Here is a 26,209-nt window from a genome sequence, read left to right as displayed (position 1 = left end):
CTCAACTGGCCAGCTTCAATCCGTGTTCCAGCCACCAGGCATAAGCCTGATGAGCCAACTCATCGACGCTGTGGCTGGACGCGTCCAGAGCCAGGGTCAGGGGCTCGCCGACAGGGGATTCAAGGGTGGCAAACTGGCTGTCGATCAGGGTCGACGGCATGAAATGACCAGGACGATGGGAAACGCGGTCGGCGGCCACTTCGGGGGTCAATTCAAGAAATACGAAGCCCAGCCCTGGCAAGGCGCTGCGCAGACGCTCGCGGTAACTGTGCTTGAGGGCCGAACAGGTCAGCACCGGGCGCTCGCCCGTGGCGTCGACACGGCGCAACTCGTCGCACAGGCTGTCGAGCCAGCCGGCACGGTCGTCGTCGTTCAAGGGAATACCGGCGCTCATCTTCTCGATGTTGGCCGCAGGATGGAACGTGTCGCCTTCGATGGCGGTGGCGCCGCTCAACTGGCACAGGGCCTGGCTGACGCACGTTTTGCCGCAACCGGCAACGCCCATGATGACCAGGGCGGTGATGGGATTAGTCATGTAACACCTCAGCGCGCAGACAGCGCTACCTTTGCCAGTTATGACACCGCAGCAAAAGCAGAAGTTGCCGACGCCTTCTTGTCATTTTTGTGGTTGCAGCATGTTCGTTCACGACACCAACGGACGGGGCTCAGGCAAACCCCACTCACGCATTTGCAGACGCGTCGAGACAGCGCTACCTTAGTGCCTTGATTTTTGTTTGGCAAGCCGCCCTGATGACCGTCCCTAAAAACGATAAGAATACTCGCACCACCGGTCGCCCTACGCTCAATGAAGTCGCACGCCTGGCCGGTGTCAGCCCTATCACCGCCTCCCGTGCCCTGCGTGGCGTCAGCACTGTAGCCGCCGATCTGGTGGAAAAAGTTCGCCAGGCCGCCGTGGAACTCAACTACGTGGTCAACCCCGCCGCCCGTGCCCTGGCTTCGGCCCAGAGCCATTCGGTGGTGGTGCTGGTGCCGTCGCTGTCCAACCTGTTGTTCATCGACACCCTGGAAGCCATTCATCGCGTGCTGCGGCCAAAAGGTTTCGAAGTGGTGATCGGCAACTATCACTACTCCCGGGACGAAGAGGAAGACCTGCTGCGCAACTACATGGCCTATCAGCCCCGTGGTTTGTTGCTGACCGGCTTTGACCGCACCGAAAGCGCCCGACGCATGGTCGAGGCGAGCAATATTCCCTGTGTGTACATGATGGAACTGGACCCGGGTGCCGGGCTCAATTGCGTCGGTTTTTCCCAGCTCAAGGCTGGCGAGACGGCGGCCGAGCACTTGATTTCCAAGGGGCGCAAGCGCCTGGCCTACATCGGCGCGCAGTTGGACCAGCGCACCCTGTTGCGCGGCGAAGGATTCCGGGGCGCCTTGCAGAAGGCCGGGCTGTACGACCCAGACCTGGAAGTGCTGACACCGCGCCCCTCCTCGGTGGGCCTGGGCGGCGAGTTGTTCCTGCAATTGCTGGCCAGTCATCCGGACGTGGACGCGATCTTCTTCGGCAACGACGACCTGGCCCACGGCGCCCTGCTCGAAGCCCTGCGCTGTGGCATCAAGATCCCCGAGCAGGTGTCGGTCCTCGGCTTCAACGACCTGCCCGCCTCGGCCCACATGGTGCCGCGCCTGAGCAGCATCAGCACGCCGCGGGAAGCCATCGGCCGCCGCGCCGCCGAGCAGATGCTGGCGTTGATGGCGGGTAACCGCATCGCTCAGCCGGTGGTGGACCTTGGGTTTGAGCTCAAGGTTCGCGAAAGCACCTGAGCCTGCTTCCTGCACACGGATGCGGTCGATCCATGCCGTCCGACGGCAAGGGTTGGCCGCCCGGGTTACCCCTCTTATCCACAGCCGTTGAAAGCCGGGGCCCACCGTAGCGGCATGGAATTATCGGTTCAATGACCGAACAGATTCACCTTCTTGGTCTTTTTGTCAGCGCGTTTTTCATCGGCAGTCTTCGCCGGTTTTTTCTTTGCCGCTTTTTTTGAATCCATGCCTTTGGCCATGATACGTACTCCAGTCATACGGGATGTGAAGTCAGGTATACACCTATCGCCACACCCTCGTTCTTTTATAATCGCTCTCCCCCTTATCGTCCGCACTCCCGACATGTCTGAAATCCATTACACACAGCTCGAAGAACCGCTCTGGCCGCTGATGAACAAGTTTTATCGCGGCCACCAATCCTCGATGAAAGCGGTACGTGAAGCTCAGCTGTGGGTGGCACGGCGCGATGAAATCGTCGCGGCGCTTTGCCTGCGGCCGGTGTCGGGTGGACATTGGTTGACTGGGTTGTTTGTCGACCCGGCGTACCGCGGACAAGGAATCGCGGCGCGGTTGATCGCGGAAGCGGTGCAAGGTGTCGAGGGGCAGGTATGGCTGTTCTGCCACCCGGACTTGCGCGGCTTTTATGAACGGCGCGGGTTCAGCTGCGATCCCGAGCTGCCTTATGCGATGGCTGAGCGCCTGAGCCGGTACGCCCGCAGCAAGCCGATGATTGCGATGGGGTGGGAGCCGCAGCGTTCTTCCTGACACAGATCCAAGCTCGCTCCCACCGGGTTCGGGGGTGGAGTATCAATCGTCGGCGGTGGGATCCAGGTCGGGAAACATCACCTCGGTAAAACCGAACTTGCTGAAATCACGGATGCGCGACGGGTACAAGCGCCCGATCAAGTGATCGCATTCATGCTGCACCACCCGCGCATGGAAACCTGAGGCGGTGCGCACGACAGGCAGGCCCTTCGGGTCGAAGCCTTCGTAGCGAATGTGCTGGTAGCGATCGACCGCCCCGCGCAGGCCCGGCACCGACAAACAGCCTTCGAAGCCCTCTTCCATCAGGGGGCTTAGCGGGGTAATCAACGGGTTGATCAGGATCGTCTGGGGCACCGCCTCGGCGTCGGGATAACGTTCGCTGTGCTCGAAGCCGAAGATCACCAACTGCAGGTCCACGCCGATCTGCGGCGCCGCCAGACCGACACCGCCGACGCTTTCCATGGTCTGGAACATATCGTCGATCAATTGCCACAGCTGCGGGCTGTCGAACATTTCGACCGGCACCGGCGCAGCGATGCGCAGCAGGCGTTCGTCGCCCATTTTCAGGATGTCGCGAATCATGGTCGGGCTTCGTCAGTGTGGGGAAGAGGAATGGAATGGTCGCGCCCAAGGCCCGACACATGTTGTTTTTCGTGTTCACCGGCAACCTTCTCGCCGCGGTCCTTGCCTTCGGCAGACATGTGCTCGATCACCGCGTTCATCTCCGCGCCGAGTAACAGCACCGCCGCAGAAATATAGAAATACAGCAGCAACACAATGATCGCGCCGATACTGCCATACATGGCGTTGTAGTTGGCGAAGGTCTTGACGTAAAACGCAAAGCCCAATGACGCGATGATCCATACCACCACCGCCAGCACCGACCCCGGCGTGATGAAACGAAACTCCTGCTTCACGTCAGGCATCACGTAATAGATCAGCGCCACGGCCACCATCAATAAAAACACGATCACCGGCCAACGCACGATGGTCCAGAGCGTGACGATGAATTCCTCCAGCCCGACCTGGGCCGCGATCCACCCCATCACCTGCGGCCCGAGCACCATCAGCGCCGCCGCGGCCAGCAGCATGCCGGCAATGCCAATAGTGTAGAAAATCGACAATGGAAAACGCTTCCAGACCGGGCGCCCCTCGACCACATCGTAGGCGGCGTTCATCGCGCTCATCATCAACCGGACACCGGCGGAGGCCGTCCATAACGCAATGACGATACCCACGGACAACAACCCGCCCTTGGATTGCTGGAGCTGGTCGATCACCGGGTTGACCTGTTCCAGGGCCTGGGGTGGTAATACCAGCTCCGATTGCAGGCGCAGCCAGGAGAAGAAATCCGGCAGGTGCAGGAAGCCGATCAGCGCGATCAGGAACAGGATGAAGGGGAACAGCGAAAACAGCATCTGATAAGCCAACGCCGAGGCGTAGGTCGACATCTCGTCGTCGACGAACTCAGTCACGGTGCGCATCATCACACGATGCAGGGGCAAGCCTTTCAAGGCCGGGAACATCATGTGCGTCTCCTTTCGCCGCAGAAAAGGAAGGTCGCTTGGCGACTCATAGGGTTGTTATCCAGGACAAAAGTAACCTGTTTGGCGACTTTGGAACAATTTCCCCGGTGCAAGTTCGAGCCGACATGAAAACGGCCACCCACGGATGGCCGTTCCAATCACCTTTTCAACAGGCCGGTCAGGCCTCGTCGACGCCTTTCTTGAGGGCATCCTTGGCCTTGCCCACGGTTTGCTGGGCCTCACCTTTTTTCTCCTGGACCAAGCCCTCGGCGCGCATGCGGTCATTGTCGGTGGCCTTGCCGACGCCTTGCTTGATGTTGCCGACGGCTTCGTTGGCAACGCCCTTCACTTTATCGCTCGTGCTACCCATGATGTCTCTCCTGTGAACAGCTGTACGAAAAGTCATTACATAAGGGTTGACCGGGGCGGTTTGCGGGGAGTTTCATTTTTTTCAGCGGCACATTTCATCGTCGAATGCAGGTTGCACTTTATGTTTGGCGATCAACCCACGAGAATGCCCCACGTATTCAGGCTGCGGCCCGAAGCTCCAATCCCGTAGGAACGTTATGAAACTCGATAAAAAGCTGGCTATCGCCCGCAGGAACCAGGAACTGGGCGGCGCCGTACTGGGCGTCAACAACTGCCATTTCAGCGAATTGAACCGTAACCGCAACATCTTCTGGTTCGATATCCCAGTGGCGCGCCTGGCCATCGGTCAGTACGAATGGATCCACCTGCTGCTGCACACGCCGGCTACCGACGAGCTGCTGCACCTGAAGGTGCCAACGGTGTTCCTGCGCGAGAAACTGGAAGGCCTGGAAGTGCGCAACCAGGGCAAGCGCAAGGCGGCCCTGAGCCTGGAATTGAGTGCCGACAAGGATTCCTACCTGCAGGACATGCGGCCAGGGGGTACCAACCTGGACTTTGCGCAGTTCAGGTTGTAACCGGACCCGAGAAGCACTGGATTCCTGTTTGGACCGAGGACATGGCTCCCTGTGGCGAGGGAGCTTGCTCCCGCTGGGCTGCGCAGCAGCCCCCTTCGATCCAACTGACACACCACAAGGGGCCGCTGCGCGTCCAGCGGGAGCAAGCTCCCTCGCCACACAAGCATCCTGCTCCATGAAATAGCACCCAACAAAAAGCCCCGCTTCTGCGGGGCTTTTGTCTACAAGACGTTTACCTCTTCAGCCCCAGCTTCCTCAGCTCTTCATCACGCAACTCGCGCCGCAGGATCTTGCCCACGTTGGTGGTCGGCAACGCATCACGGAACTCCACCGCCTTGGGCACTTTATAGCCGGTGACGTTGGCACGCATGTGTTCCATCACCTGTTCCTTGGTGAGGGTGACACCCGGCCGGGCGACGATGAAGATCTTGATCGCCTCGCCAGATTTCTCGTCCGGTATGCCGATGGCCGCGCATTGCAACACGCCCGGCAACGTCGCCAGCACGTCTTCCAGTTCGTTGGGGTACACGTTGAAACCAGAGATCAGGATCATGTCTTTCTTGCGATCGACGATGCGCATGTAGCCGTCCGGCTGGATCAGCGCGATGTCGCCAGTCTTCAGCCAGCCGTCGCTGTCGAGGATCTCATCGGTGGCGTCCTGGCGCTGCCAATAACCCTTCATGACCTGCGGACCTTTCACACACAACTCACCGATTTCGCCCAATGGCAGTTCGACGCCCGCATCGTTGATCACCTTGCACAGCGTCGATGGAACGGGAATGCCGATGGTGCCGATCTGGATTTTCTGGATCGGGTTGACGGTGGCTACCGGACTGGTTTCGGTCATGCCATAACCTTCGCAGATCGGGCAACCGGTCACGGCTTTCCAGCGATCAGCCGCTGCCAGTTGCAAGGCCATGCCACCGGACAAGGTGACCTTCAGCGCCGAGAAATCCAGCTTGCGGAAGGCTTCGTTGTTGCACAGGGCCACGAACAGCGTATTGAGGCCGACGAAACCGCTGAACTTCCACTTCGACAGTTCCTTGACCATTGCCGAGAGATCGCGCGGGTTGCTGATCAGGATGTTGTGGTTGCCGATCAGCATCATCGCCATGCAATGAAAGGTGAAGGCATAGATGTGATACAGCGGCAGCGGCGTGATCAGCACTTCGCAACCTTCATTGAGGTTGGAACCCATCAGCGCCTTGCACTGCAACATGTTCGCCACCAGGTTGCGATGGGTGAGCATCGCGCCCTTGGCTACGCCGGTGGTGCCGCCGGTGTATTGCAGCACGGCCACATCGTCGCTGGTGGGGTTGGCTTCGCTCACTGGCTGGCCGTGGCCCTTGCTCAGCACGTCGTTGAACTTGATGGCCTTGGGCAAGTGATAAGCCGGGACCATCTTCTTGACGTACTTGATCACGCTGTTGATCAACAGACGCTTGAGCGGCGGCAGCAGGTCGGCAACTTCAGTGACAATGACGTGCTTGACGCCGGTCTTGGGCACCACGGTCTCGGCCAGGTGCGCCATGTTCGCCAGGCACACCAGCGCCTTGGCGCCGGAGTCGTTGAACTGGTGTTCCATTTCCCGCGCGGTGTACAGCGGGTTGGTGTTGACCACGATGAGACCCGCACGGATCGCACCAAACACGGCGACCGGGTATTGGAGAACGTTGGGCAATTGCACGGCGATTCGATCGCCCGGTTGCAAATCGGTATGCTGTTGCAGATACGCGGCAAAGGCACCGGACAACTCGTAGAGTTCACCATAGGTGATTGTCTTGCCGAGGTTGCTGAATGCCGGCTTGTCGGCGAAGCGCTGGCAGGACTGCTTCAACACCGCCTGAATATTCGGATACTCATCTGGATTGATGTCGGCAGCAATCCCAGCTGGGTACTTATCCTTCCAAAAGTCTTCAATCATGGAAGCCCACTCCTCAGCAACGCGAATTCTCACCGCATTTGATGCGATTATTATTGGTGTGTTTATTGGTGAATCTGGCTTGGATCAAGGCCGAGAAGTCACAAAAGCGCGCCGAGAGTAGCAGCTTTGCCAAGGGTCGCCTAGAGCCAAAAGCAGCCCCTACAGTCACAAACATGACTTATGAATTTTATATAGTCATTTTTAGAGCAAAAATTCTAAGCCCCAGCTAAATGCCCCCTGAATACACAAACAACTGTGGGAGCGAGCCTGCTCGCGAAGGCGGTGTATCAGCCAACATCTCTGTCACTGATATACCGCTATCGCGAGCAGGCTCGCTCCCACAGGGTTTCTCCTGGACTTCTCTGGCCGTCAGGCGATATCCCGCAACTCCCGCCGCAGAATCTTGCCCACCGGCGTCATCGGTAGCGACTCTCGCAACACGATGTGCTTGGGTATCTTGTAGCCGGTGAAGTTTTCCTTGCAGTAGGCCTTGAGCTCTTCAAGGCTGACGCCGGCCTCGCGCGCCACCACGAACAGTTTCACCGCCTCCCCCGAACGCTCGTCCGGTACGCCGATCACCGCGCAGCTGGCCACTTTCGGGTGGGCCATCACCACGTCTTCGATCTCGTTGGGGTACACGTTGAAGCCCGAGACGATGATCATGTCTTTCTTGCGATCGACGATGCGCACGAAGCCGTCCGGGTCGATCACCGCGATATCCCCGGATTTGAACCAGCCCTCGCTGTCCAATACTTCGGCCGTGGCTTCAGGCTTGTTCCAGTAACCCTTCATGATCTGCGGGCCCTTGATGCACAGCTCGCCACGCTCGCCAAAGGGTTGCTCGACGCCGTCATCGTTGATCACCTTCATGAGCGTCCCCGGCACCGGCAACCCCACGGTGCCCAACCGGGACTTGCCGCCATACGGATTGGCGCTGGCCACCGGAGAGGTTTCGGTCAGGCCATAACCTTCGGCAATGCTGCAACCGGTGAGTTGCTTCCAGCGCTCGGCAGTCGCCTTGACCAGCGCGGTACCACCGGAGTTGGTGACCTTGAGGCTGGAGAAATCCAGGGTCTTGAAATCCGGGTGGTCCATCAACGCCACAAACAACGTGTTGAGCCCCAGCAGCAACGAGAACCGCCACTTCTTCAGCTCCTTGATGAAGCCGGCGATATCCCGCGGGTTGGTGATCAGCACGTTGTGGTTGCCGGTCACCATCATGCACATGCAGTTCGCCGTAAAGGCATAGATGTGGTACAGCGGCAGCGGCGCGATCATCACCTCCTGGCCTTCGCGCAGCAATGGATGACCGTCGTCACCGACCTGGCCCAGGCACGCCCGGGTCTGTTGCATGTTAGCCACCAGGTTGCCATGGGTCAGCATCGCCCCCTTCGCCAACCCGGTGGTGCCGCCGGTGTATTGCAGCACCGCGATGTCATCGAGACTGACCTTCAGCGGCTTGATGCCATGGCCCCGGCCCATGCGCAAGGCGCTCTTGAATGAAATGGCCTGGGGCAACGAATAGTCCGGGACCATTTTCTTGACCTTGCTGATCACCGTATTGACCAGCCAGCCCTTGGCGGTGGGCATCAGGTCGCCCATTTTTGCTTCGATCAGGTATTGCAGGTCGGTGTCGGGCAGCACCTCCTGGACTTTCTGCCCGAACAAGTTCATGTACACCAGCGCCCGGGCGCCGGAATCCTTGAACTGATGACGCATTTCCCGCGGTGTGTACAACGGGTTGGTGTTGACCACGATCAGCCCGGCGCGCATGGCACCGAACACGGCAATCGGGTATTGCAGGACATTGGGCATCTGCACCGCGATGCGATCGCCAGGGACGAGGTCGGTGTGGGCCTGGAGGTAACCGGCGAACGCGGCGCTGTAGCGCTCGATCTCGGCATAGGTGAGGGTCACGCCCATGTTGCTGAACGCCGGACGATCGGCAAATTTCTTACAGGAACGTTCGAACACCTCGACTACCGACTTATAGGCCCCCAGGTCTATTTCCGAGGGGACGCCGGCCGGGCGTTTGTCATTCCAGAAATCAGGCTGCATTGTTTTTGTCCTCTTTACCTGAGCGTATCCGGGCCGCTTCTGTGTCGCTTGTAGAGGCGGAGCTCTTGGGACACTAGCAGTTATGGCCAATCAGGCAAATATGGCGACCTGCGTCATAGATTGTGTGAATCTTCCTGCCACGGCGTAGCCTGATCAGGCGAGACGCAGCGGATGCGCTATACAATGCAGCACACTGCGTATGACTCTGTGCAAAGGAATCGCCATGATCCACCAAACGTTCATGCTGACCGCGACCGACCACAGCCACCTGTTCGTCAATGAGTGGTTGCCCGAATCGGCGCCTGAAGCAGTGATCATGCTGGCCCATGGCATGGCTGAACACAGCGGCCGCTACGCGCGCCTGGCCCAGGCACTGTGCGATAACGGCTATGGCGTCTACGCGGCGGACCTGCGCGGCCATGGCAAGACCGGCGAAGAAACGATGCTCGGCCACTTTGCAGACGAGGATGGCTGGATCAAAGTGGTCGGCGACCTGGCCAGTCTCAACCAGCACATCGGCCAGCAACATCCCGATACTCCCATTGTGCTGCTGGGCCACAGCATGGGCAGCTACATCGCCCAGGGGTACCTGCTGCACCACAGCGCCAGCCTGCACGGGGCAATTCTCAGCGGCTCGAACTTTCAACCGGTGGCGCTCTATCGCTCTGCCCGCCTGATCGCCCGCCTCGAGCGCCGACGCCAGGGCGCCACGGGGCGCAGCGCCTTGATCGAGTGGTTGTCGTTCGGCAGTTTCAACAAGAAATTCAAACCAACACGGACCCCCTTCGACTGGCTCAGCCGCGACCCGGCCGAAGTCGATCGATACATCCACGACCCGTTGTGCGGCTTTCGCTGCACCAATCAGCTGTGGATCGACCTGCTCGGCGGCTTGCAGCAAATCAGCAAAGCGTCCAATCTCGCCCAGATCGATCCAGGCCTGCCGTTGCTGGTCATCGGCGGCGAATGTGATCCGGTGAGTGAAGGCAAGCGTCTGAAGGATCTGGCCAACGCACTGCGCGAGGCCGGCAGCCAGCACCTGCAATTGAAGATTTATCCGCAGGCGCGGCACGAACTGTTCAACGAAACCAACCGCGCTGAAGTGACGGCCGACGTGCTGGCCTGGATTGCCCAGGCCCTGAGCCATAAACGGCCGCCACGCAGCGAGTAAGTTTTTCAGCGTTTTCCTTTATCCCCACAGGATCTGAAACAGATGACCCAGGTTACCAACATTCCTTACGAAGCCCTTGAAGTCGGCCAGACCGCCAGCTACAGCAAGACCGTCGAAGAGCGCGACATCCAGCTGTTCGCCGCTATGTCGGGCGACCACAACCCGGTGCACCTGGACGCCGAATTCGCTGCGGCGAGCATGTTCAAGGAACGCATTGCCCATGGCATGTTCAGCGGTGCACTGATCAGCGCGGCGGTGGCCTGCGAGATGCCTGGGCCGGGCACCATTTATATCGGCCAGCAGATGACTTTTCAAAAGCCGGTGAAAATTGGCGACACCCTGACCGTGCGCCTGGAAATCCTGGAAAAACTGCCAAAGTTTCGTGTGCGCATCGCCACCCGTGTATTCAACCAGCGCGATGAGCTGGTGGTGGATGGCGAGGCCGAAATCCTTGCACCACGCAAGCAACAGACCGTGACGTTGCCGACGTTGCCGGCGATTACCGTCGGCTGAGAGAGACTCACTTGTGGCGAGGGAGCTTGCTCCCGCTCGGCGGCGAAGCCGTCGTAAAAAAAGCCACCGCGTTTGATCAGTTCAAATGCGGTGGCTTTTTTTGGGGGGCTTCGCCCCCAGCGGGAGCAAGCTCCCTCGCCACAGGGAACGCGGCGCGGCAACTATTGATGGTCTTCCTGCACCTGCACACTCGCCGTCATCCCCGCACTCAGGCTCACCCCTTCCGGGACCTTGTCCAGTTTGATCCGAACCGGAATCCGCTGGGCCAGGCGCACCCAGTTGAAGGTCGGCTCAACCTCCGCCAGTAACTGCGCATCGGGGTTGGTGTTGCGGTCGGTGATACCGCGGCTGATGCTTTCGACATGCCCCCCCAGCGCATGGTCGGCGCTCATCAGCCAGATCTTGACCGGGTCGCCCACACGAATCCTCGACAGCTTGGTTTCTTCGAAATAGGCCTGCACATAAAACGTCGAATCATCGATCAGCGCCATGACCGGTTGTCCGGCGTTCACGTAATTGCCTTCGGCCAGGCGCAGGTTGGTAATGTGGCCGCTGCGCGGGGCCAGGACCTTGCTGCGAGTCAGATTGAGCTCGGCGACCTTGGCCTCAGCCTGGGCTTCACGCAGTTCGCCCCGGGCGATGCCGGCGTTGATCTGGGCATTCTCCCGCAGCTCGGCACTGATGGCCTGGGGCCCCAGGGCAGCGCGACGACTGGCTTCGTGTTCGCGCAGGCTCAATTGCTGCTGACGGGTCTGGACCACCGCCCGAGCTTTCTCCACCGCAGCCTCGAAACGCTCGCGATCGACACTCAGCAATAGATCACCGGCCTTGACTGCCTGGTTATCCACAGCCTTGAGCTCGCGCACCCAACCCGACACGTCGGGCGCGATCACCACCACATCGGCGCGAATCCGCGCATCGCGAGTCCACGGCGTGAGCATGTAGTACTGCCACAAATGAAAACCGGCGAAGATCGCCACGACCACCACGCCCAGCGTGACGGCGACACGTACGGAGGTACGCATGTTCAACTCCTATAGCGGCCCGAGGACCACGGTAATAACAGTCAGGACACAGACATACAGGGCGCAGTCGAACAAGGCTTCATGCCAGATCCAGCGCCCGGCCGGCACCAGGCTGAGCAACAGGCGCAGCGCACCGGTCACCAGCAAGGCCAGCACCACATAAATCAGGAACGGGCTGAGCAACACCCCGCCGATCGACCACTCACGCAAGCCCATGGCTGTGCTCCTGTCGTTCAGGTTCGTGCTGGCGGCACCAGGCACGCCAACTGTTCTGCAATTGCACCACCGCACCCTTGGCCAGCTTCAACGCATCACCGGACGGTTGCGTCGACAACACTTTCAGGAACTCAGCGCTCGCCGGGGCCAGTGCATCGGCCTGACTACCGACCGGGCCTTGTTCGAGCACGTGCTCCAACGTTTCGAAGTAACGGCGCTGGGCCAGGGTATCGGGCACTTGGGCGACGGCCAGGCTCAGGCGCAAATGCAGCAGCTCATCACCTACGTCCAAGCCCAGCAATCCATCATCCCAACGACTGCGCGCCGGCACCGGCAGCTCGGGATAATGCCGCGCCAGTTGCAATAGGCGGTCAGCCATGCGCCCACCGAACCAACTCTCGGCGCCGCGCAGATTGCGCCGGGTCAGGCGCACCAGATCGTGGAGGGTCGCGGCCAGCAAGCGGCGGCTGTGCCAGGCCGGGTCGCGCAAAATCAGCAGATTGAACGCCAGCACCGCCGCACCGACGCCAATCATCATGGCCTGGGCGTTGTTGAAGAAGGTCGCGACGTCGTATTTCATGGCGTTGAGCGGCGACACCAGCACCACGAAATGCAGGCAGAACGACGTGGCCGTGGCGAATATCTGCGGCTTGGCCATGCCCAGCGCCCCGAAAAACAACGGCACACCCATGGCCATGCAGAGCATCGCGAAGCTGCTCCACTGCGGCAGCACGATCTCACCGATTACAAACGCCGTCGGTACCGCCAACAGGATGCCCCGCAGGAAGCTCATGCCGATCTGCGCGCCGTTTTCGCGACTGGCGAACAGGCTGCACACCACGCAGGTGAGCACCAGCGCGCCCGAGGCGGCGGGCCAGGCCGTCGCCAGCCAGAAACAGGCCACAGCCAGGAAGGCCAAGGCGCTGCGGGCACCGAACACCATGGCCAGGGACAGATCACGGTGAGGCGCCAGGGTTCGCGGCGGGTCCGTCGCCTCTCGGCCCTCTTGCACGGCCGTCAACGCGGCGCAGGCGGCCAGAGCGGTGTCGAGCAACAAGGCGAAACGGGCCAGGCAATAACTTTGCGCCGAGCTGATCTGTGGATCATGAGACGCATCCCATACCCGGGGACGCAAGGCTTGCAGGGTCGCGCTGTCGGCAGCGAGGGCTTGCTGCACTTCGCTCATCCACGGCTGGAGGGCCTCGGCCTCCTCGGGTTCGAGCTGTTGCCATTGGCGGCGCACCGAGCGGGACAGGCGCAGCAGCATCAACAACTTCTGGCTCAACCCGCTGATGGCCCGAGCCCGCTGCCGGCCAAGGCCTCCTTCGAACCAGGCGTGTTCGCGCTGGGCATCCACCGCGACGATCTTGCCGAGGATTTCCAGCAATCCTTTACGGGCCTGTGCATCGCCGGCCAGGGTGGCCCGGGCCGCCTGCATGCCGCTCTGCCAGGCGGCACGGGCCTGACCGGCCAATTGCCGCTCGACCCGCAACGGCCAGAGCAAGGCACTGGCCGCCGTGGCACAGACAATCCCCAGGCTGATCTCGGTACAGCGCGCCACGGCCTGATCGAACACCGCCAGCGGATGCGCAATGGCCGGCAACGCGATGATCGCCACCGTGTACCCGGCCAGTACGAATGAATAGGACCAGGCGCTACGCAACAGCGTCGAACAGGCGGTGCACAGGCCCAGCCACAGTGCCAGCGCCAGCAGGAACAACCACGGCGCCTGGGCGAACAGGCCCATGAACACCACCGACATGACCGTCCCCACCAGCGTGCCGAGCAAACGCGCCAAGCCTTTCTGCACCACCATCCCGGACAACGGCTGGGCGACGATGAACGCGGTCATCAGCGCCCATGACGGCTGTTCCAGCCCCCAGCGCAACGCCAGCCACAGCGCCAGTCCGCCACCCAGTACGGTTTTGATGGCGAATTGCACAGCGAGGCGGTCGGGGGCGAACAAGGCCTGGAGGGTAATGGGCACGCGAAAAAACTCTTTCTGGGAATGCGATAACGATAGATGCAATACGGGGGGATTGGCTGGCGTAATTATTAGCTAGCTAACTATGTGAGTCCATAGATGTTGTCAAGAAATACACACCTGTGGCGAGGGAGCTTGCTCCCGCTGGGTTGCGAAGCGACCCTCGCTTTGGGGCTGCTGCGCAGCCCAGCGGGAGCAAGCTCCCTCGCCACAGGTAAATCTTTGCCACAAAAAAACGCCAGGCAAGCTGGCGTTTTTTTAGTTCAGGGCGCGTTTAAGAACGGGCGCGCGCCTGGTTACGCAGGGCCTTGACCTGGTCATGGTTGCGTTGCACGCCATGGTACTGACGTTCAACCAGATCACGAATGCCCACCAGGTTGTGCTTAGTGATCTTCTCCAGGGCTTCACGGTAAGCCTTGAGGGCGTGATCTTCGCCGCGCTCGGCTTCGTTGAGCACCGCTTCCTCGTCCTTACCAGTGAACATGGATTTCACGTCTACCCAACGGCGGTGCAGGTCACCGGCTACGCTGGTAGAAGTTTCCGGGTCGCCGCCCAGCGCACGAACGGCAGCTTGCAGTTCGGCAGCAGCGGTGGCGCAATCGGCGGCGCGCTGGACAAACAGCGACTTGAGTTCTGGGTGCTTGATGTCTTCGGCGCAGGTCTTGAAGCCTTCCTGACCATCTTTGCTGGTCTCGATCAGGTCATTCAGGACGGAAATGGATTCTTTATTAATGTCGGTCATTTTTCAGTTCCTTTGCGGGTGAATAGAAAACCTGCAAGGGATATTGCATCGGTCGTGCCAGCCCAATCGCACTTAAAATTCAATTTAAAATCAATTACTTAGCATAATTACTGAAATCTGTATCCGCGTTATTTGCATGATCTGTCATTTGGCCTGCATGCAGAATGCCTGTATTTTCCAAGCTGTTTGAATCAAGACGATTGCCATGAACCCGGAAAAGCTCGAACTGCTGGTCACACGCCAGATGCCCTTTGGGAAATACAAGGGGCGAATCCTCGCCGACCTGCCCGGCCAATACTTGAACTGGTTCGCCCGCGAAGGTTTTCCCCACGGGGAACTGGGCGGTTTACTGGCGCTGATGCAGGAAATCGACCACAACGGCCTGTCGGATCTGCTCGACCCCTTGCGCGCCAAGCACGGCAAACCCAAGCCTCGCCATTGACTGATTGAGCCACCTCCCATGCCCGAAAACACCCTGCGCGCCCACGATGAAGCCTTCTGGCAGATCTATGTCGGCCGTTATGAGGTCGACACCGAGGGGCCGCTCAACCTGGAAAACGGCTATTTCGGGCGAATGTCACGAACCGTGGTCGAGGAATACCAGCGCAATATCGCCTTCATCAACCGCAGCAATTCGGTGTATGTGCGCCAGCATTTCGACCAGGAACAGGGCGAAGCGATTCGCCGCCAGGTGGCGCAACTGATCCACGTATCACCGCAAACCGTGGCGATGGCCACCAGCGCGGTGGACGCCCTGCAAACCTTGATCCGCAACTACAACAAGCTGAAGCCGGGCGATCAGGTGCTGGTCTGTGACCTGGAATACGCCGCGGTCAAAAGCGCGATGTACTGGCTCGCCCGACAGCGTGGCGCCGAGGTGATCGAACTGGTCCACCAGCACCCCGCCAGCCTGGAAAGCCTGGTGGGCACCTATCGCAAAGCGTTCATTGACCACCCTCGCGTGAAGCTGATGGTGCTGACCTACGTCAACCACCTCACCGGGCTGGTGATGCCGGTCCAGGCCATCGCCGAGACCGCGCGTGAGTTTGACGTCGATATCATTCTCGATGGGGCCCATGCCTTGGGGCAGATCGATTTCGACATCCAGAAACTCGGCATTCACTTCGCCGGGTTCAATTTGCAGAAGTGGATCGGCGGGCCCCTGGTCCTGGGTTTTTTGTACATTGCGCCGCAGCGGCTGGCCGACATCGATCCGGACATGGACGAAGGGCATTATCCCGTCACCGACATTCGTTCGCGCACACCCCACAGCACGCCCAATATCCCGGCCCTGCTGACCCTGCCCCTGGTGTTCGAGGAACACTATGCCCTGGGCGGCGCTGCGGCCAAGGGCGCGCGGCTCAAGTATCTACGGGACCTGTGGGTGAACGCCGTGCGGGATGTACCGGGCATCGAAGTCATGACTCCGGACGATCCGAGCCTGTATTGCGGCATTACCTCGATGCGCTTCACCGCCCAGACGGACCAGCAGGCGATGGCCGATCGATTGCTCAATGATTATGGGATCTTCACCGTGGTGCGCCACACCAGCGTGGGGCCGTGCATCCGTATCACACCGGGGCTGACGACCCTGGCCAGTGATATCCAGCGGTTGGTCCAGGCGCTGCTGGAATTGAGCCGAACATAGTTGTGGCGAGGGAGCTTGCTCCCGCTGGGCTGCGCAGCAGCCCTCCTCAAGGACCGCTCAATCAATCTGATACACCGCGTCGCCAGGTTTTGGGGCCGCTGCGCGACCCAGCGGGAGCAAGCTCCCTCGCCACAAGAGCTTAGTGTCGTGCCGTCATACAAGGACGTAATGTTGTACCGTCATGCGCGGTACAAAATCCCGGGCAAAAAAAAACGGCGCGCCGACCAAGCGCACCGTAAAGCCGTAGAACACCCAACGAGGTTTCGGTAAAACAATCAGTCCAGCAGCGCCAATGCCTCGGCGGTGCATTCCTGGATGCGGGCCCAGTCGCCGTTCTTGATCCACTCCGGATCAAGCATCCAACTGCCCCCCACGCACATCACGTTTTTCAACGCCATGTAGCTCTTGATGTTGGCCGGGCTCACGCCACCGGTCGGGCAGAATTTCACTTCGCCGAACGGGCCACCCAGGGCCTTGATGGCCGCAACGCCGCCGCTGACTTCCGCCGGGAACAGTTTGAAGCGGCGATAACCCAGGCCATAGCCTTCCATGATGCCGGAAGCGTTACTGATGCCCGGCAGCAACGGAATCGGGCTCTGGACGCTGGCCTCGAGCAGATCACGGGTGATGCCCGGCGTGACGATGAACTGCGAACCGGCAGCCTCGGCGGCGGCCAGCATGTGACGGTCGAGTACGGTGCCAGCGCCGGTCACCAGTTCCGGACGCTGCTCACGCAACACCTGGATGGCCTTGAGCCCGTACTGGGAACGCAAGGTCACCTCCAACGCGGTCAAGCCACCCGCGGCCAAGGCGTCGGCCAGCGGCAGAATGTCCTGTTCGCGGGCGATGGTGATCACCGGCAGGATCCGCGCCTTGGCGCAGAGGCTGTCGATCAGGGTCACTTTGTCCGCCATGGAAACGGTCGGGGATGGGTTTGTCATAGCGGCTGATCCTTGGTTCATGGGCACCAGTAAATCTCTAACGTAGGTTGCAAAAACGCGCGGATCGGCATTTCGGCGACATCGTCACCGGCCACTGCGGCGTTCAGGGTGGTCAATTTCGACTGACCGGAAATCGACAGCACCTTGTGTTTTGCCGAGGCCAGCAAGGCGCGACTCATGGTCAAGCGCTGGTGCGGCACGGTCGGCGCCAACATCGGCCAGCAACGGCGCGTACCGTTGGCATCCAAGGCTTCGGCCAGGTTCGGGCTGTCAGGGAACAGCGAGGCGGTGTGCCCGTCGTCGCCCATGCCCAATATCAGCACGTCGATGGGAGGCAACTCGGCCAGCAAGCGATCCGCCTGTTCGGCTGCCGCTTCCAGGTTGGCGCTGGCACTGTAAAGGCTGAGGAACTGGGCCTTGGCCGCAGCACCTTGCAGCAGATAACGCTTGAGCAGGCCGGCATTGCTGTCGGCATGTTCAACCGGCACCCAGCGCTCATCGGCCAGGCTCACCACCACTTTCGACCAGTCCAGTGCCTGTTTGGCCAGGCTCTGGAAAAATGCCACCGGGCTACGACCGCCGGACACCACCAGGGTCGCCGCGCCACGTGCGTCAATCGCACCACGCAACTGCTCGGCCACTTTCAACGCCAAGCCTTCAGCCAGCAACACCGGGCTTTTGAATTCCAGGGCGCTGACGCCCTGGGGCAGCTTCACTTCAGATATCGCCATACCATGACCTCCCATCCCGCGTGATCAGTGCAATGGAGCTCATCGGCCCCCAGGACCCGGCCGCGTACGGCTTGGGCGCATCACCGGATTTCTTCCACCCGGCGATCAGCTGGTCACACCACGTCCACGCGGCTTCAATTTCATCTTTACGGACAAACAGGTTCTGATTGCCGTTCATGACTTCCAGCAACAACCGCTCATAGGCATCGGGTATCCGCGCGCTGCGATAGGTGTCGGAGAAGTTGAGTTGCAGCGGACCGCTGCGCAATTGCATGCCCTTGTCCAGGCCTTGCTCCTTGGTCATCACCCGCAAGGAAATCCCTTCGTCCGGTTGCAGGCGAATGATCAGTTTGTTGCTGATCTGCAGGCGCTGCTCGGGAGCGAAGATGTAGTGGGACGGTTCCTTGAAGTGAATGACGATCTGCGACAGCTTTTGCGGCATGCGCTTGCCGGTACGCAGGTAAAACGGCACCCCGGCCCAGCGCCAGTTGCGAATGTCGGCGCGCAGGGCGACGAAGGTTTCGGTGTCGCTCTGGGTGTTGGAATTGGGTTCTTCCAGGTAACCCGGCACAGCCTTGCCTTCGCTGTGACCGGCGATGTACTGGCCGCGCACCACTTGGGTGGTCAGGCCTTCCGGGCTGATGGGCGCCAGGGCCTTGAGCACCTTGACCTTCTCGTCACGGATGCTATCGGCGGACAAGTCCGCCGGCGGATCCATGGCGATCAGGCACAGCAGCTGCAACAAGTGGTTCTGGATCATGTCCCGCAGTTGGCCGGCCTTGTCGAAATAGCCCCAGCGGCCTTCGATGCCGACCTTCTCGGCCACGGTGATTTCCACGTGGGAAATGTAGTTCTGGTTCCACTGGGTTTCGAACAGACTGTTGGCGAACCGCAGCGCGATCAGGTTCTGAACCGTCTCTTTGCCCAGGTAGTGGTCGATGCGATAGGTGCGGTTTTCCGGGAAGAACTGCGCCACGGCGTCGTTGACCTTGCGCGAAGATTCCAGGTCCGAGCCGATGGGTTTCTCCAGCACGACACGGGTGTTTTCGCTCAGGCCAACCTTCGCCAGGTTCTCGCAGATTGCGCCATAGACCGATGCCGGAGTGGCGAAATAGGCGATGACTTGTTGGGCCGAACCGGCTCGTTCGGCCAGGGCGACGTAGTCGTCGGCCTTGAGGAAATCCACATGCAGGTAAGTCAGTCGCGCCAGGAAGCGCTCGACCACGGTTTCGTTGAGGTCCTTGTCACCCACATAGCGGCGCAGCTCGGCGGCGATGAACGCCAGGTGCTGCTGCTCGCTGCCGGGTTCACGGGCCAGCGCGATGATCCGCGTGTCCTCGTGCAGCAAGTCCGCGCCATCGAGTTGATAAAGGGCAGGAAAAAGCTTGCGCAAGGCCAGATCGCCCAACGCGCCGAACAAGGCAAATGTGCACGGTTCAACCGTTATGGAATGCATGATGTTTGTTCTTTTATCAAGTTAAGCTACAAATACCTTTTTTTAAGGTATCACTCAAGGAGAAATGTAGTAATAACCACAACATTTTTCGAAAATTCCGATTCCGAGTGGTGGTCCGTCGGAGCCATCAGTAGGATAGGCCACCGCAAAGGGTCGTATCAAAGACCCGTCTTTCTAGGAATCTTGTATGGACCGCGTGCGAAATTTACTGGAGCAGATCCAGAGTCGCCTTGAAGACCTGAACAAGGCCGAACGCAAGGTGGCCGAGGTGATCCTGCTCAACCCACAGCAGGCCACCCGCTTCAGCATCGCCGCCCTCGCCCAGGCCGCGTCGGTCAGCGAGCCTACCGTCAACCGTTTCTGCCGTTCATTCGGCGTCAGCGGTTACCCGGAGCTCAAGCTGCAACTGGCCCAAAGCCTGGCCAGCGGTGCCGCTTACGTCAGTCGTGCGGTAGAGGCCGATGACAACCCGGAAGCTTACACCCGGAAAATCTTTGGCAGTGCCATTGCGTCATTGGACAGCGCCTGCCAGGCCCTTGATCCCAATTTGATCAGTCGCGCCGTCGATCTGCTGATCCAGGCCCGCCAGATCCACTTCTTCGGCCTCGGTGCTTCGGCGCCCGTGGCGTTGGATGCCCAACACAAGTTTTTCCGTTTCAACCTGGCGGTGACCGCCCACGCCGATGTGCTGATGCAGCGCATGATTGCCTCGGTGGCTCATACGGGCGAGCTGTTCGTGATCATTTCCTATACCGGGCGTACCCGTGAGCTGGTGGAAGTGGCGCGCATCGCCCGGGAAAACGGCGCCTCGGTGCTGGGCCTCACCGCCGAAGGCTCACCCCTGGCCAAGGCCAGCACCCTGAGCCTGAACATTCCACTGCCCGAAGACACCGACATCTACATGCCGATGACCTCGCGGATCATCCAGCTCACCGTGCTGGACGTGCTCGCCACTGGCATGACCCTGCGCCGGGGCGTGGACTTCCAGCCGCATTTGCGCAAGATCAAGGAAAGCCTGAACGCCAGCCGGTATCCGGTGGGGGATGAGTTCAACTGATTCGATTCAGAATCTTCGGTGCCTGATAGTCCGTCTTCGCGAGCAGGCTCGCTCCCACACTGGATCTTTGGCGTTCACAAAACCCTGTGGGAGCGAGCTTGCTCGCGATGGGGCCAGCAGCAACACCCACAAACCTGAATCAAGCCCCCACCCGCGCCTGCAAACTCAGATGCGCCCGCTCTCCCGGCGCCAGGCACAAGCTATCGGTGCCGCCACTGGCCGCTTCGACGCAGACGAACTCCGACACCTCGTCCCAGCTCACCCCCAACAGTGGCCGCGCGCCGGGATGCCACACCACGGTGTCGGCGCTGTCGCCCGTGTCGATGCACAGCTCACGTTGCCAGGCGTGGTCCTTGAGCTGCAATTCGCCTTCATGCTGAAACACCCGCTGACAGCCACCCTCGACCCGCAACTCGCCCTCCTGCTGGCAAACCGCACGGCTCAACTGGTCGTACCCCTGCGCACCTTCGAGCCCAGACAGCGCTACCTCACCGATGTCACCAATACGCCAATAGGCGTGCAAGGCCTGGCTCAGCTGGCAAGGCAGGCTGTCTTGATGCTCGGTGCTCAAGCGCAACTCCATGCGCTCGCCCAAATCGGCATACAGATCGACCTGCCAGTCGCACAGTTGCAACTGCCAATGCAGATGCACGCCTTCTGCATCACTGCGGCTGTCGAGCAGCTTCCAATCGATCAGGCGCGCCCAACCATGGGACGGCCAGGCGTTTTCGCTCGGATGACGGCCATACCACGGCCAGCACACCGGCACCCCGCCGCGTATCGCCCCGACGTGTGGCCACTTGGCCGCACACCACAACCAGGGCTTCTGGCCGCGCGGCTGAAAGTGCAGCAACTGCGCGCCCTGGCGACTGAACACCGCCTGGCACAATGGATGATCGATCACCAGCACATCGCGCTGCCGATAGCGCTCCCACTCAAACACCGAGCGCTCGCGCAAGGATCTGAAAAAGCGTTGTAGCGGATGCTCATGCATGGGCCGCGGTCCTGGGAATCATTGAATTGCTCATCTGTTCGCGACGCGCTCTTTTGTGGCGAGGGAGCTTGCTCCCGCTCGGCTGCGAAGCAGTCGTAGACGAGGCAAATGCGGTCTGGCTGACGCACCGCAGTGAATGGTTTTGGGGTCGCTTCGCAACCCAGCGGGAGCAAGCGCCCTCGCCACGGGTCCTGCACCAGCCATGTGCTCCCCAAAAAAAAGCGGACAGCCTTGGCCGTCCGCAAAAATGCGCACATAGAGAGGAGCTTATCGCAACAGCGTTAGAACACCGACTGAATTTTCAGGCCGGCCACCAGCGCGTTGTCGACTTCATCCACACCGCCCGGGTGAGTGATGTACTGCAGGTTAGGACGTACGGTCAGCCAGTTGGTAACGTGGAAACCGTAGTTGATCTCGTAGTTGTATTCGGTGCTACGCAACGGCGTGAACAGCGGATCATCGTAGTCGGAGACACCATTGGCAACGTTGACCAGCTCGGCGTTTTTCTTCACATCTTCGTTGACGTGGATCCGGGAGAAACCGATCCCGACATCATCTTTAGGACGCGCATCGAACGGCCCCTTGTACACGAACATCAGCGACTGGTAGTTGTCGACGATGTTGGTTTCCTTGTCGTGGAAGGTGGCGTTGGCCGCAATGTTCAGACCGCGCGAAGCGTCACCGTTGTGAGTGGTGAGCTGTTGCTGCGCGACGAACCAGTAGCCGTCCTTGCTGCTGTGGCTGCGATAGGCGTTACCGCTTGTCGCGGCGTCGTTGCCATCGTCATCCTCACGGACGTCATCAGCCTTGGCCGTACTTTTGTAGTAACCCACACGGTATTCGCCCGGCAGATTATTGAGCTTGGGCGACCAGACCAACTCGACCGGAATGAGGGTGCCCTTGGTGCCACTGCCGCTGAGCTTGTAGCGGTTCTTGTTTTCCAGCTGCGAAGGGTTCTGGTTGTACGCGCCGATTTGCGCATAGAGCTCAGGCGTGAGGTTGTACTTAACGCGAATCGCCGCCTGCATGATCGGCCAGTTGTACCAGATGCCAGTCGCCCAGTTACCCGCCTGCGAACCGCAGAACGCCAGGTTCTGGAACTCGCACGGGAAGGTGTTGAAGTCTTCGCCTTCACCGAAGTAACCGGCTTTGACATCCAGCTTACTGTCGAAATACTTCTGCTTGATCCACAACTGGGTCAGACGGGTGGTTTGCCCACGACCCCACACTTCCTGGGAAGAACTGAGGGTACCGGCACGTGGATCGCCAATACGGTCGTTGGAGATGTTGCGGCCATCACGTCGAGTGAACTGGATCTTGGCCTCTGTATCTCCCCAACCCGCCAGCTTCTCCAGGTCGAGGGCGACGCCCAAGCCAAACTGCTGGGACCAACGCGCTGTCTTGTCATCGTTGTAGCCGCCGTGGAGATTGGCACCCATCTCACCGACGAAGTCAGCCTTGATGTCGATACCTTGCTCGATCAGCTTGGTCCGCTCGCCGCCCCAGTCACCCGTCATCCACTGCGAATCGGCGCTGAACGCGTCGGCCGCATGTGCGCTACCGGCCAGCATCATCGCCGCAACGGCTGACAACTGGCAGATTAGCTGGGCGTTGTTTTTCTTCTTCATCCCTACATCCTCGTCTTTATTGTTATTAACTGTTTTTATCTAACGCGGTTTACAACGATTGCGATGGATGTCCCCATCCATCGCATACTCCCCTGTGGGAGCGAGCCTGCTCGCGATGGCGCTATGTCAGCCGCCGAACATGTCGAATGACACGCCGTCATCGCGAGCAGGCTCGCTCCCACATTGTTTTTCATCGACCCTTGAACTGGGCGACGTTCGCCGCCCGGCCCTCGGCCTGTGGCTGGCCGGCCACGCCCAGGCGTTCGCCGGACTGGGCGTCGAACAGCAGCACTTTCGACGGATCGAATTGCAGCGTCAGGGTTTCCCCCGGCTGCGGCGCCACGTCCGGCGCCAGGCGGCAGCAGACCTTGGTGTCGTTGAGGTTGACGAACACCAGGGTGTCCGGCCCGGTAGGCTCGGTGACCTGCACCTCAGCACGAATGGTCGGCAAGCCATTGGCCTCGTTGCCCGCCAGCGCGATCTGCTCCGGGCGCAGGCCGAGGATCACTTCGCGGTCTTCCAGGCCGGCGTCCTGCATGCCCATTGGCAGCTCGCAACGGGCCTGGCCGCTGTCGAGCAGCGCCAGCAGGCGACCGTCCTTACGTTGCAGGCGCAGGGGGATGAAGTTCATCGGTGGCGAACCGATGAAGCTCGCCACGAACAGGTTGGCCGGGTTGGTGTAGATGTCTTTCGGCGTACCGAACTGCTGGATGATGCCGTCCTTCATCACCGCGACTTTGTCGCCCAGGGTCATGGCTTCGATCTGGTCGTGGGTCACGTAGACCGTGGTGGTCTTCAGGCGTTGGTGCATCAGTTTCATTTCGGTGCGCATCTCGACCCGCAGCTTGGCGTCGAGGTTGGACAGCGGCTCGTCGAACAGGTAGATCTTCGGCCGCCGCGCCAGTGCCCGGCCCATGGCCACGCGTTGTTGCTGACCACCGGAGAGTTGGCCCGGCTTGCGGTTGAGCAGGTGCTCGATCTGCAACAGCTTGGCCACGCGATTGACTTCTTCGTCGATGGCGGACTGGCTCATCTTGCGGATCTTCAGGCCAAACTCGATGTTCTCGCGCACGCTCATGGTCGGATACAGCGCGTAGGACTGGAACACCATGGCGATGTCGCGATCCTTGGGGCTCATGCCGCTGACATCCTGGTCACCGATCATGATCGCGCCGCCGGTGATGGTCTCGAGGCCGGCGATGCAGTTCATCAGTGTCGACTTGCCGCAGCCCGAAGGGCCGACGAGGATCAGGAACTCACCGTCCTTGATCGACAACTCGATGTTCTTCAGGGTGTCCGGCAGGCCGGCACCATAGGTCTTGTTTACATTGCGAAGTTCAAGCGTTGCCATGATTACCCCTTGACTGCGCCGGCCGTCAGGCCGCGCACGAAATACTTGCCTGCGACCACATAGACCAGCAGGGTCGGCAGCCCGGCGATCATCGCCGCCGCCATATCAACGTTGTATTCCTTGGCCCCTGTGCTGGTGTTGACCAGGTTGTTCAGCGCCACCGTGATGGGCTGCGAATCGCCGCTGGAGAACACCACACCGAACAGGAAGTCGTTCCAGATCTGCGTGAACTGCCAGATCAGGCAGACCATGATGATCGGGGTCGACATCGGCAGAATGATCCGCCGGAAGATGGTGAAGAAACCCGCACCGTCCAGCCGCGCAGCCTTCACCAGCGCATCGGGAATGCTGACGTAGTAGTTACGGAAGAACAGCGTGGTGAATGCGAGGCCGTAGACCACATGCACGAACACCAGGCCCGTGGTGGTACTGGCCAGGCCCATCTTGCCGAGGGTGAACGAGGCCGGCAGCAGGACGGTCTGGAACGGCAGGAAGCAACCAAACAGCAACAGACCGAAGAACAACTGCGAACCGCGAAAGCGCCACATCGACAACACGTAGCCGTTCAACGCACCGATAGCGGTAGAGATCAGCACCGCCGGGACGGTGATCTTGATCGAGTTCCAGAAGTAGCCGTCGACCGTGGCCCAGGCCTTGACCCAACCGATGCCGGTGACCACGGTCGGCCAGCTCAGCAGGTTACCGGTGTTGATGTCTTCCGGGGTCTTGAAGCTGGTCAACAGCATGACCACCAGCGGCACCAGGTACAGCAATACAGCGAGGATCAACACCGCATAGATCGCGATCCGACTCAGGCTGATGGAAGGTTTGGCAGCGAGACTAGTCATGACGCTTGGTCCTCAGCTCGGAGTACAGGTAAGGCACGATGATTGCGAGAATCGCACCGAGCATCAGGATTGCACTGGCCGAGCCCATGCCCATCTGGCCGCGACTGAAGGTGAAGGAGTACATGAACATGGCAGGCAGGTCGGAGGAGTAACCCGGGCCGCCGGCTGTCATCGCCGCCACCAGGTCGAAACTCTTGATCGCGATGTGCGCCAGGATCATCACTGCGCTGAAGAACACCGGACGCAGGCTTGGCAGCACCACTTTCCAGTAGATCCGCGGCATGCTCGCGCCATCGATCTGCGCGGCGCGGATGATCGATTGATCAACGCCCCGCAGGCCGGCCAGGAACATCGCCATGATGAAGCCCGAGGCCTGCCATACCGCCGCAATTACCAGGCAATACACCACACGATCCGGGTCGATCAGCCAATCCAGGCGGAAGCCTTCCCAGCCCCAGTCACGCAACAATTTGTCCAGGCCCATGCCCGGGTTGAGCAGCCACTTCCAGGCGGTACCGGTGACGATCATCGAGAGCGCCATCGGATACAGGTAAATGGTGCGGATGAAACCTTCGCGACGAATACGCTGGTCAAGAAACACCGCCAGCAGGACGCCGATCACCAGGGTGATGCCGATGAACATGCCACCGAACAGCGCCAGGTTCTTGCTTGCCACCCACCAGCGGTCGTTGTCCCACAGCCGCGCGTATTGCGCCAGGCCCGCCCATTTATAGTTCGGCAAGAACGTCGACGTGGTGAACGACAGGACGAACGTCCACAAGATATAGCCATAGAAGCCCACCAGAACGATGAACATGCTCGGCGCCAGCACCAGTTTCGGGAGCCAGCGCTGCAATGCGTCGAACGGCGAGGCCTTGCTGAACACAGCAACAGAACTCATGGGAAGA

Annotated in this window: 26 protein-coding genes; 8 read left to right on the top strand and 18 right to left on the bottom strand. The window is 60.3% G+C overall.

What is annotated here, in order from left to right; genetic code table 11:
* Position 1: 1 nt before the first annotated feature.
* Complete coding sequence (locus tag QNH97_RS06440) at positions 2-535, bottom strand: gluconokinase (protein WP_283556098.1); 534 nt, start codon at positions 533-535, stop codon at positions 2-4.
* A gap of 215 nt (positions 536-750) precedes the next feature.
* Here QNH97_RS06440 and gntR point away from each other — a divergent pair, with 215 nt between their 5' ends.
* The gene (gene gntR, locus QNH97_RS06435; protein ID WP_283556097.1) at positions 751-1,782 is read left to right on the top strand and encodes an HTH-type transcriptional regulator GntR; all 1,032 of its coding nucleotides are present in this window, start codon (positions 751-753) and stop codon (positions 1,780-1,782) included.
* A gap of 342 nt (positions 1,783-2,124) precedes the next feature.
* On the top strand, positions 2,125-2,547 hold the full coding sequence (locus QNH97_RS06430; RefSeq protein ID WP_283556096.1) for a GNAT family N-acetyltransferase: 423 nt from the start codon (positions 2,125-2,127) through the stop codon (positions 2,545-2,547).
* Positions 2,548-2,589: 42 nt separating this feature from the next.
* On the opposite strand, the gene def is transcribed toward QNH97_RS06430, so the two are convergent.
* The 3 genes from def to QNH97_RS06415 all read right to left on the bottom strand — a co-directional run bounded on the left by def (position 2,590) and on the right by QNH97_RS06415 (position 4,443).
* Positions 2,590-3,129: a peptide deformylase gene (gene def / locus QNH97_RS06425; protein WP_283556095.1), complete on the bottom strand. Its 540-nt coding sequence runs from the start codon at positions 3,127-3,129 to the stop codon at positions 2,590-2,592.
* Complete coding sequence (locus QNH97_RS06420; protein ID WP_283556094.1) at positions 3,126-4,076, bottom strand: YihY/virulence factor BrkB family protein; 951 nt, start codon at positions 4,074-4,076, stop codon at positions 3,126-3,128. The genes def and QNH97_RS06420 overlap by 4 nt, the downstream gene beginning before the upstream one ends.
* A gap of 175 nt (positions 4,077-4,251) precedes the next feature.
* Positions 4,252-4,443, bottom strand: a complete 192-nt coding sequence (locus QNH97_RS06415) for a CsbD family protein (RefSeq protein ID WP_283556093.1) — start codon at positions 4,441-4,443, stop codon at positions 4,252-4,254.
* A 196-nt stretch (positions 4,444-4,639) separates the two neighbouring features.
* On the opposite strand from QNH97_RS06415, the gene QNH97_RS06410 reads away from it, so the two are divergent.
* Complete coding sequence (locus tag QNH97_RS06410; protein WP_283556092.1) at positions 4,640-5,017, top strand: hypothetical protein; 378 nt, start codon at positions 4,640-4,642, stop codon at positions 5,015-5,017.
* A gap of 232 nt (positions 5,018-5,249) precedes the next feature.
* Here the strand turns inward: QNH97_RS06410 and fadD1 are convergent, their stop codons facing one another.
* Both fadD1 and fadD2 read right to left on the bottom strand, forming a co-directional pair.
* Positions 5,250-6,941 (bottom strand): long-chain-fatty-acid--CoA ligase FadD1, encoded by a 1,692-nt coding sequence (gene fadD1, locus QNH97_RS06405; RefSeq protein ID WP_283556091.1) that lies wholly within the window; start codon positions 6,939-6,941, stop codon positions 5,250-5,252.
* 369 nt (positions 6,942-7,310) lie between these two features.
* Positions 7,311-8,999, bottom strand: a complete 1,689-nt coding sequence (gene fadD2, locus QNH97_RS06400; RefSeq protein ID WP_283556090.1) for a long-chain-fatty-acid--CoA ligase FadD2 — start codon at positions 8,997-8,999, stop codon at positions 7,311-7,313.
* Between the two features lie 223 nt (positions 9,000-9,222).
* On the opposite strand from fadD2, the gene QNH97_RS06395 reads away from it, so the two are divergent.
* Positions 9,223-10,167, top strand: coding sequence for an alpha/beta hydrolase (locus QNH97_RS06395; RefSeq protein ID WP_283556089.1), 945 nt, complete (start codon positions 9,223-9,225; stop codon positions 10,165-10,167).
* Positions 10,168-10,209: 42 nt separating this feature from the next.
* Complete coding sequence (locus QNH97_RS06390; RefSeq protein ID WP_283556088.1) at positions 10,210-10,680, top strand: MaoC family dehydratase; 471 nt, start codon at positions 10,210-10,212, stop codon at positions 10,678-10,680.
* A gap of 161 nt (positions 10,681-10,841) precedes the next feature.
* Here QNH97_RS06390 and QNH97_RS06385 read toward each other — a convergent pair whose 3' ends face one another.
* The 4 genes from QNH97_RS06385 to QNH97_RS06370 form a co-directional block, all read right to left on the bottom strand.
* Positions 10,842-11,705, bottom strand: coding sequence for an efflux RND transporter periplasmic adaptor subunit (locus tag QNH97_RS06385; RefSeq protein WP_283556087.1), 864 nt, complete (start codon positions 11,703-11,705; stop codon positions 10,842-10,844).
* Positions 11,706-11,714: 9 nt separating this feature from the next.
* The gene (locus tag QNH97_RS06380; protein ID WP_003198565.1) at positions 11,715-11,921 is read right to left on the bottom strand and encodes a DUF1656 domain-containing protein; all 207 of its coding nucleotides are present in this window, start codon (positions 11,919-11,921) and stop codon (positions 11,715-11,717) included.
* Positions 11,908-13,908 (bottom strand): FUSC family protein, encoded by a 2,001-nt coding sequence (locus QNH97_RS06375; RefSeq protein WP_283556086.1) that lies wholly within the window; start codon positions 13,906-13,908, stop codon positions 11,908-11,910. Before QNH97_RS06375 ends, QNH97_RS06380 begins: the two co-directional genes overlap by 14 nt.
* Before the next feature lie 271 nt (positions 13,909-14,179).
* The gene (locus QNH97_RS06370; RefSeq protein WP_283556085.1) at positions 14,180-14,647 is read right to left on the bottom strand and encodes a ferritin-like domain-containing protein; all 468 of its coding nucleotides are present in this window, start codon (positions 14,645-14,647) and stop codon (positions 14,180-14,182) included.
* Positions 14,648-14,852: 205 nt separating this feature from the next.
* Here QNH97_RS06370 and QNH97_RS06365 point away from each other — a divergent pair, with 205 nt between their 5' ends.
* Together QNH97_RS06365 and QNH97_RS06360 are read left to right on the top strand one after the other, a co-directional pair.
* Positions 14,853-15,089 carry a DUF3820 family protein gene (locus QNH97_RS06365; protein WP_025212254.1) on the top strand — a complete coding sequence of 79 codons (237 nt, stop codon included), beginning with the start codon at positions 14,853-14,855 and terminating at the stop codon, positions 15,087-15,089.
* Between the two features lie 18 nt (positions 15,090-15,107).
* On the top strand, positions 15,108-16,295 hold the full coding sequence (locus QNH97_RS06360; RefSeq protein WP_283556084.1) for an aminotransferase class V-fold PLP-dependent enzyme: 1,188 nt from the start codon (positions 15,108-15,110) through the stop codon (positions 16,293-16,295).
* Positions 16,296-16,570: 275 nt separating this feature from the next.
* On the opposite strand, the gene QNH97_RS06355 is transcribed toward QNH97_RS06360, so the two are convergent.
* Genes QNH97_RS06355 through zwf form a run of 3 tightly spaced genes read right to left on the bottom strand, consistent with a single transcriptional unit; the run spans position 16,571 to position 19,423 of the window.
* Positions 16,571-17,236 (bottom strand): bifunctional 4-hydroxy-2-oxoglutarate aldolase/2-dehydro-3-deoxy-phosphogluconate aldolase, encoded by a 666-nt coding sequence (locus QNH97_RS06355; RefSeq protein WP_283556083.1) that lies wholly within the window; start codon positions 17,234-17,236, stop codon positions 16,571-16,573.
* A 17-nt stretch (positions 17,237-17,253) separates the two neighbouring features.
* Complete coding sequence (gene pgl / locus QNH97_RS06350) at positions 17,254-17,967, bottom strand: 6-phosphogluconolactonase (protein ID WP_283556082.1); 714 nt, start codon at positions 17,965-17,967, stop codon at positions 17,254-17,256.
* On the bottom strand, positions 17,954-19,423 hold the full coding sequence (gene zwf, locus QNH97_RS06345) for a glucose-6-phosphate dehydrogenase (RefSeq protein WP_283556081.1): 1,470 nt from the start codon (positions 19,421-19,423) through the stop codon (positions 17,954-17,956). Before zwf ends, pgl begins: the two co-directional genes overlap by 14 nt.
* Positions 19,424-19,619: 196 nt before the next feature.
* Between zwf and QNH97_RS06340 the strand changes: the two genes are divergently transcribed.
* Complete coding sequence (locus QNH97_RS06340; RefSeq protein ID WP_171061416.1) at positions 19,620-20,480, top strand: MurR/RpiR family transcriptional regulator; 861 nt, start codon at positions 19,620-19,622, stop codon at positions 20,478-20,480.
* Positions 20,481-20,619: 139 nt separating this feature from the next.
* Here the strand turns inward: QNH97_RS06340 and QNH97_RS06335 are convergent, their stop codons facing one another.
* From QNH97_RS06335 to QNH97_RS06315, 5 genes are all read right to left on the bottom strand, one after another.
* Positions 20,620-21,474: a D-hexose-6-phosphate mutarotase gene (locus QNH97_RS06335; protein WP_283556080.1), complete on the bottom strand. Its 855-nt coding sequence runs from the start codon at positions 21,472-21,474 to the stop codon at positions 20,620-20,622.
* 281 nt (positions 21,475-21,755) lie between these two features.
* Positions 21,756-23,102: a carbohydrate porin gene (locus QNH97_RS06330; RefSeq protein WP_283556079.1), complete on the bottom strand. Its 1,347-nt coding sequence runs from the start codon at positions 23,100-23,102 to the stop codon at positions 21,756-21,758.
* Positions 23,103-23,292: 190 nt separating this feature from the next.
* Positions 23,293-24,453, bottom strand: coding sequence for an ABC transporter ATP-binding protein (locus QNH97_RS06325; RefSeq protein ID WP_283556078.1), 1,161 nt, complete (start codon positions 24,451-24,453; stop codon positions 23,293-23,295).
* Between the two features lie 2 nt (positions 24,454-24,455).
* Positions 24,456-25,301 carry a carbohydrate ABC transporter permease gene (locus QNH97_RS06320; RefSeq protein WP_053214453.1) on the bottom strand — a complete coding sequence of 282 codons (846 nt, stop codon included), beginning with the start codon at positions 25,299-25,301 and terminating at the stop codon, positions 24,456-24,458.
* Positions 25,294-26,202, bottom strand: coding sequence for a carbohydrate ABC transporter permease (locus QNH97_RS06315; RefSeq protein WP_047228361.1), 909 nt, complete (start codon positions 26,200-26,202; stop codon positions 25,294-25,296). Before QNH97_RS06315 ends, QNH97_RS06320 begins: the two co-directional genes overlap by 8 nt.
* Between the last annotated feature and the right edge of the window lie 7 nt (positions 26,203-26,209).

Origin of the sequence: Pseudomonas sp. G2-4 (genome assembly GCF_030064125.1) — a bacterium.
Lineage (GTDB): Bacteria > Pseudomonadota > Gammaproteobacteria > Pseudomonadales > Pseudomonadaceae > Aquipseudomonas.
The sequence above is the reverse complement of the archived record's forward strand: the minus strand, read 5'-3'. Positions and strand labels throughout refer to the sequence as shown.

Excerpts from the sequence above, each read along its gene's own strand:
- QNH97_RS06440 (WP_283556098.1), bottom strand. The coding sequence starts at position 535 with ATGACTAATCCCATCACCGCCCTGGTCATCATGGGCGTTGCCGGTTGC.
- QNH97_RS06355 (WP_283556083.1), bottom strand. The coding sequence starts at position 17,236 with ATGACAAACCCATCCCCGACCGTTTCCATGGCGGACAAAGTGACCCTG.
- QNH97_RS06330 (WP_283556079.1), bottom strand. The coding sequence starts at position 23,102 with ATGAAGAAGAAAAACAACGCCCAGCTAATCTGCCAGTTGTCAGCCGTT.
- QNH97_RS06320 (WP_053214453.1), bottom strand. The coding sequence starts at position 25,301 with ATGACTAGTCTCGCTGCCAAACCTTCCATCAGCCTGAGTCGGATCGCG.
- QNH97_RS06380 (WP_003198565.1), bottom strand. The coding sequence starts at position 11,921 with ATGGGCTTGCGTGAGTGGTCGATCGGCGGGGTGTTGCTCAGCCCGTTC.
- QNH97_RS06420 (WP_283556094.1), bottom strand. The coding sequence starts at position 4,076 with ATGATGTTCCCGGCCTTGAAAGGCTTGCCCCTGCATCGTGTGATGATG.
- QNH97_RS06325 (WP_283556078.1), bottom strand. The coding sequence starts at position 24,453 with ATGGCAACGCTTGAACTTCGCAATGTAAACAAGACCTATGGTGCCGGC.
- QNH97_RS06335 (WP_283556080.1), bottom strand. The coding sequence starts at position 21,474 with ATGCATGAGCATCCGCTACAACGCTTTTTCAGATCCTTGCGCGAGCGC.
- QNH97_RS06360 (WP_283556084.1), top strand. The coding sequence starts at position 15,108 with ATGCCCGAAAACACCCTGCGCGCCCACGATGAAGCCTTCTGGCAGATC.
- pgl (WP_283556082.1), bottom strand. The coding sequence starts at position 17,967 with ATGGCGATATCTGAAGTGAAGCTGCCCCAGGGCGTCAGCGCCCTGGAA.
- QNH97_RS06415 (WP_283556093.1), bottom strand. The coding sequence starts at position 4,443 with ATGGGTAGCACGAGCGATAAAGTGAAGGGCGTTGCCAACGAAGCCGTC.
- QNH97_RS06430 (WP_283556096.1), top strand. The coding sequence starts at position 2,125 with ATGTCTGAAATCCATTACACACAGCTCGAAGAACCGCTCTGGCCGCTG.
- fadD1 (WP_283556091.1), bottom strand. The coding sequence starts at position 6,941 with ATGATTGAAGACTTTTGGAAGGATAAGTACCCAGCTGGGATTGCTGCC.
- gntR (WP_283556097.1), top strand. The coding sequence starts at position 751 with ATGACCGTCCCTAAAAACGATAAGAATACTCGCACCACCGGTCGCCCT.
- QNH97_RS06385 (WP_283556087.1), bottom strand. The coding sequence starts at position 11,705 with ATGCGTACCTCCGTACGTGTCGCCGTCACGCTGGGCGTGGTGGTCGTG.
- QNH97_RS06365 (WP_025212254.1), top strand. The coding sequence starts at position 14,853 with ATGAACCCGGAAAAGCTCGAACTGCTGGTCACACGCCAGATGCCCTTT.
- fadD2 (WP_283556090.1), bottom strand. The coding sequence starts at position 8,999 with ATGCAGCCTGATTTCTGGAATGACAAACGCCCGGCCGGCGTCCCCTCG.
- zwf (WP_283556081.1), bottom strand. The coding sequence starts at position 19,423 with ATGCATTCCATAACGGTTGAACCGTGCACATTTGCCTTGTTCGGCGCG.
- def (WP_283556095.1), bottom strand. The coding sequence starts at position 3,129 with ATGATTCGCGACATCCTGAAAATGGGCGACGAACGCCTGCTGCGCATC.
- QNH97_RS06410 (WP_283556092.1), top strand. The coding sequence starts at position 4,640 with ATGAAACTCGATAAAAAGCTGGCTATCGCCCGCAGGAACCAGGAACTG.
- QNH97_RS06395 (WP_283556089.1), top strand. The coding sequence starts at position 9,223 with ATGATCCACCAAACGTTCATGCTGACCGCGACCGACCACAGCCACCTG.
- QNH97_RS06370 (WP_283556085.1), bottom strand. The coding sequence starts at position 14,647 with ATGACCGACATTAATAAAGAATCCATTTCCGTCCTGAATGACCTGATC.
- QNH97_RS06390 (WP_283556088.1), top strand. The coding sequence starts at position 10,210 with ATGACCCAGGTTACCAACATTCCTTACGAAGCCCTTGAAGTCGGCCAG.
- QNH97_RS06315 (WP_047228361.1), bottom strand. The coding sequence starts at position 26,202 with ATGAGTTCTGTTGCTGTGTTCAGCAAGGCCTCGCCGTTCGACGCATTG.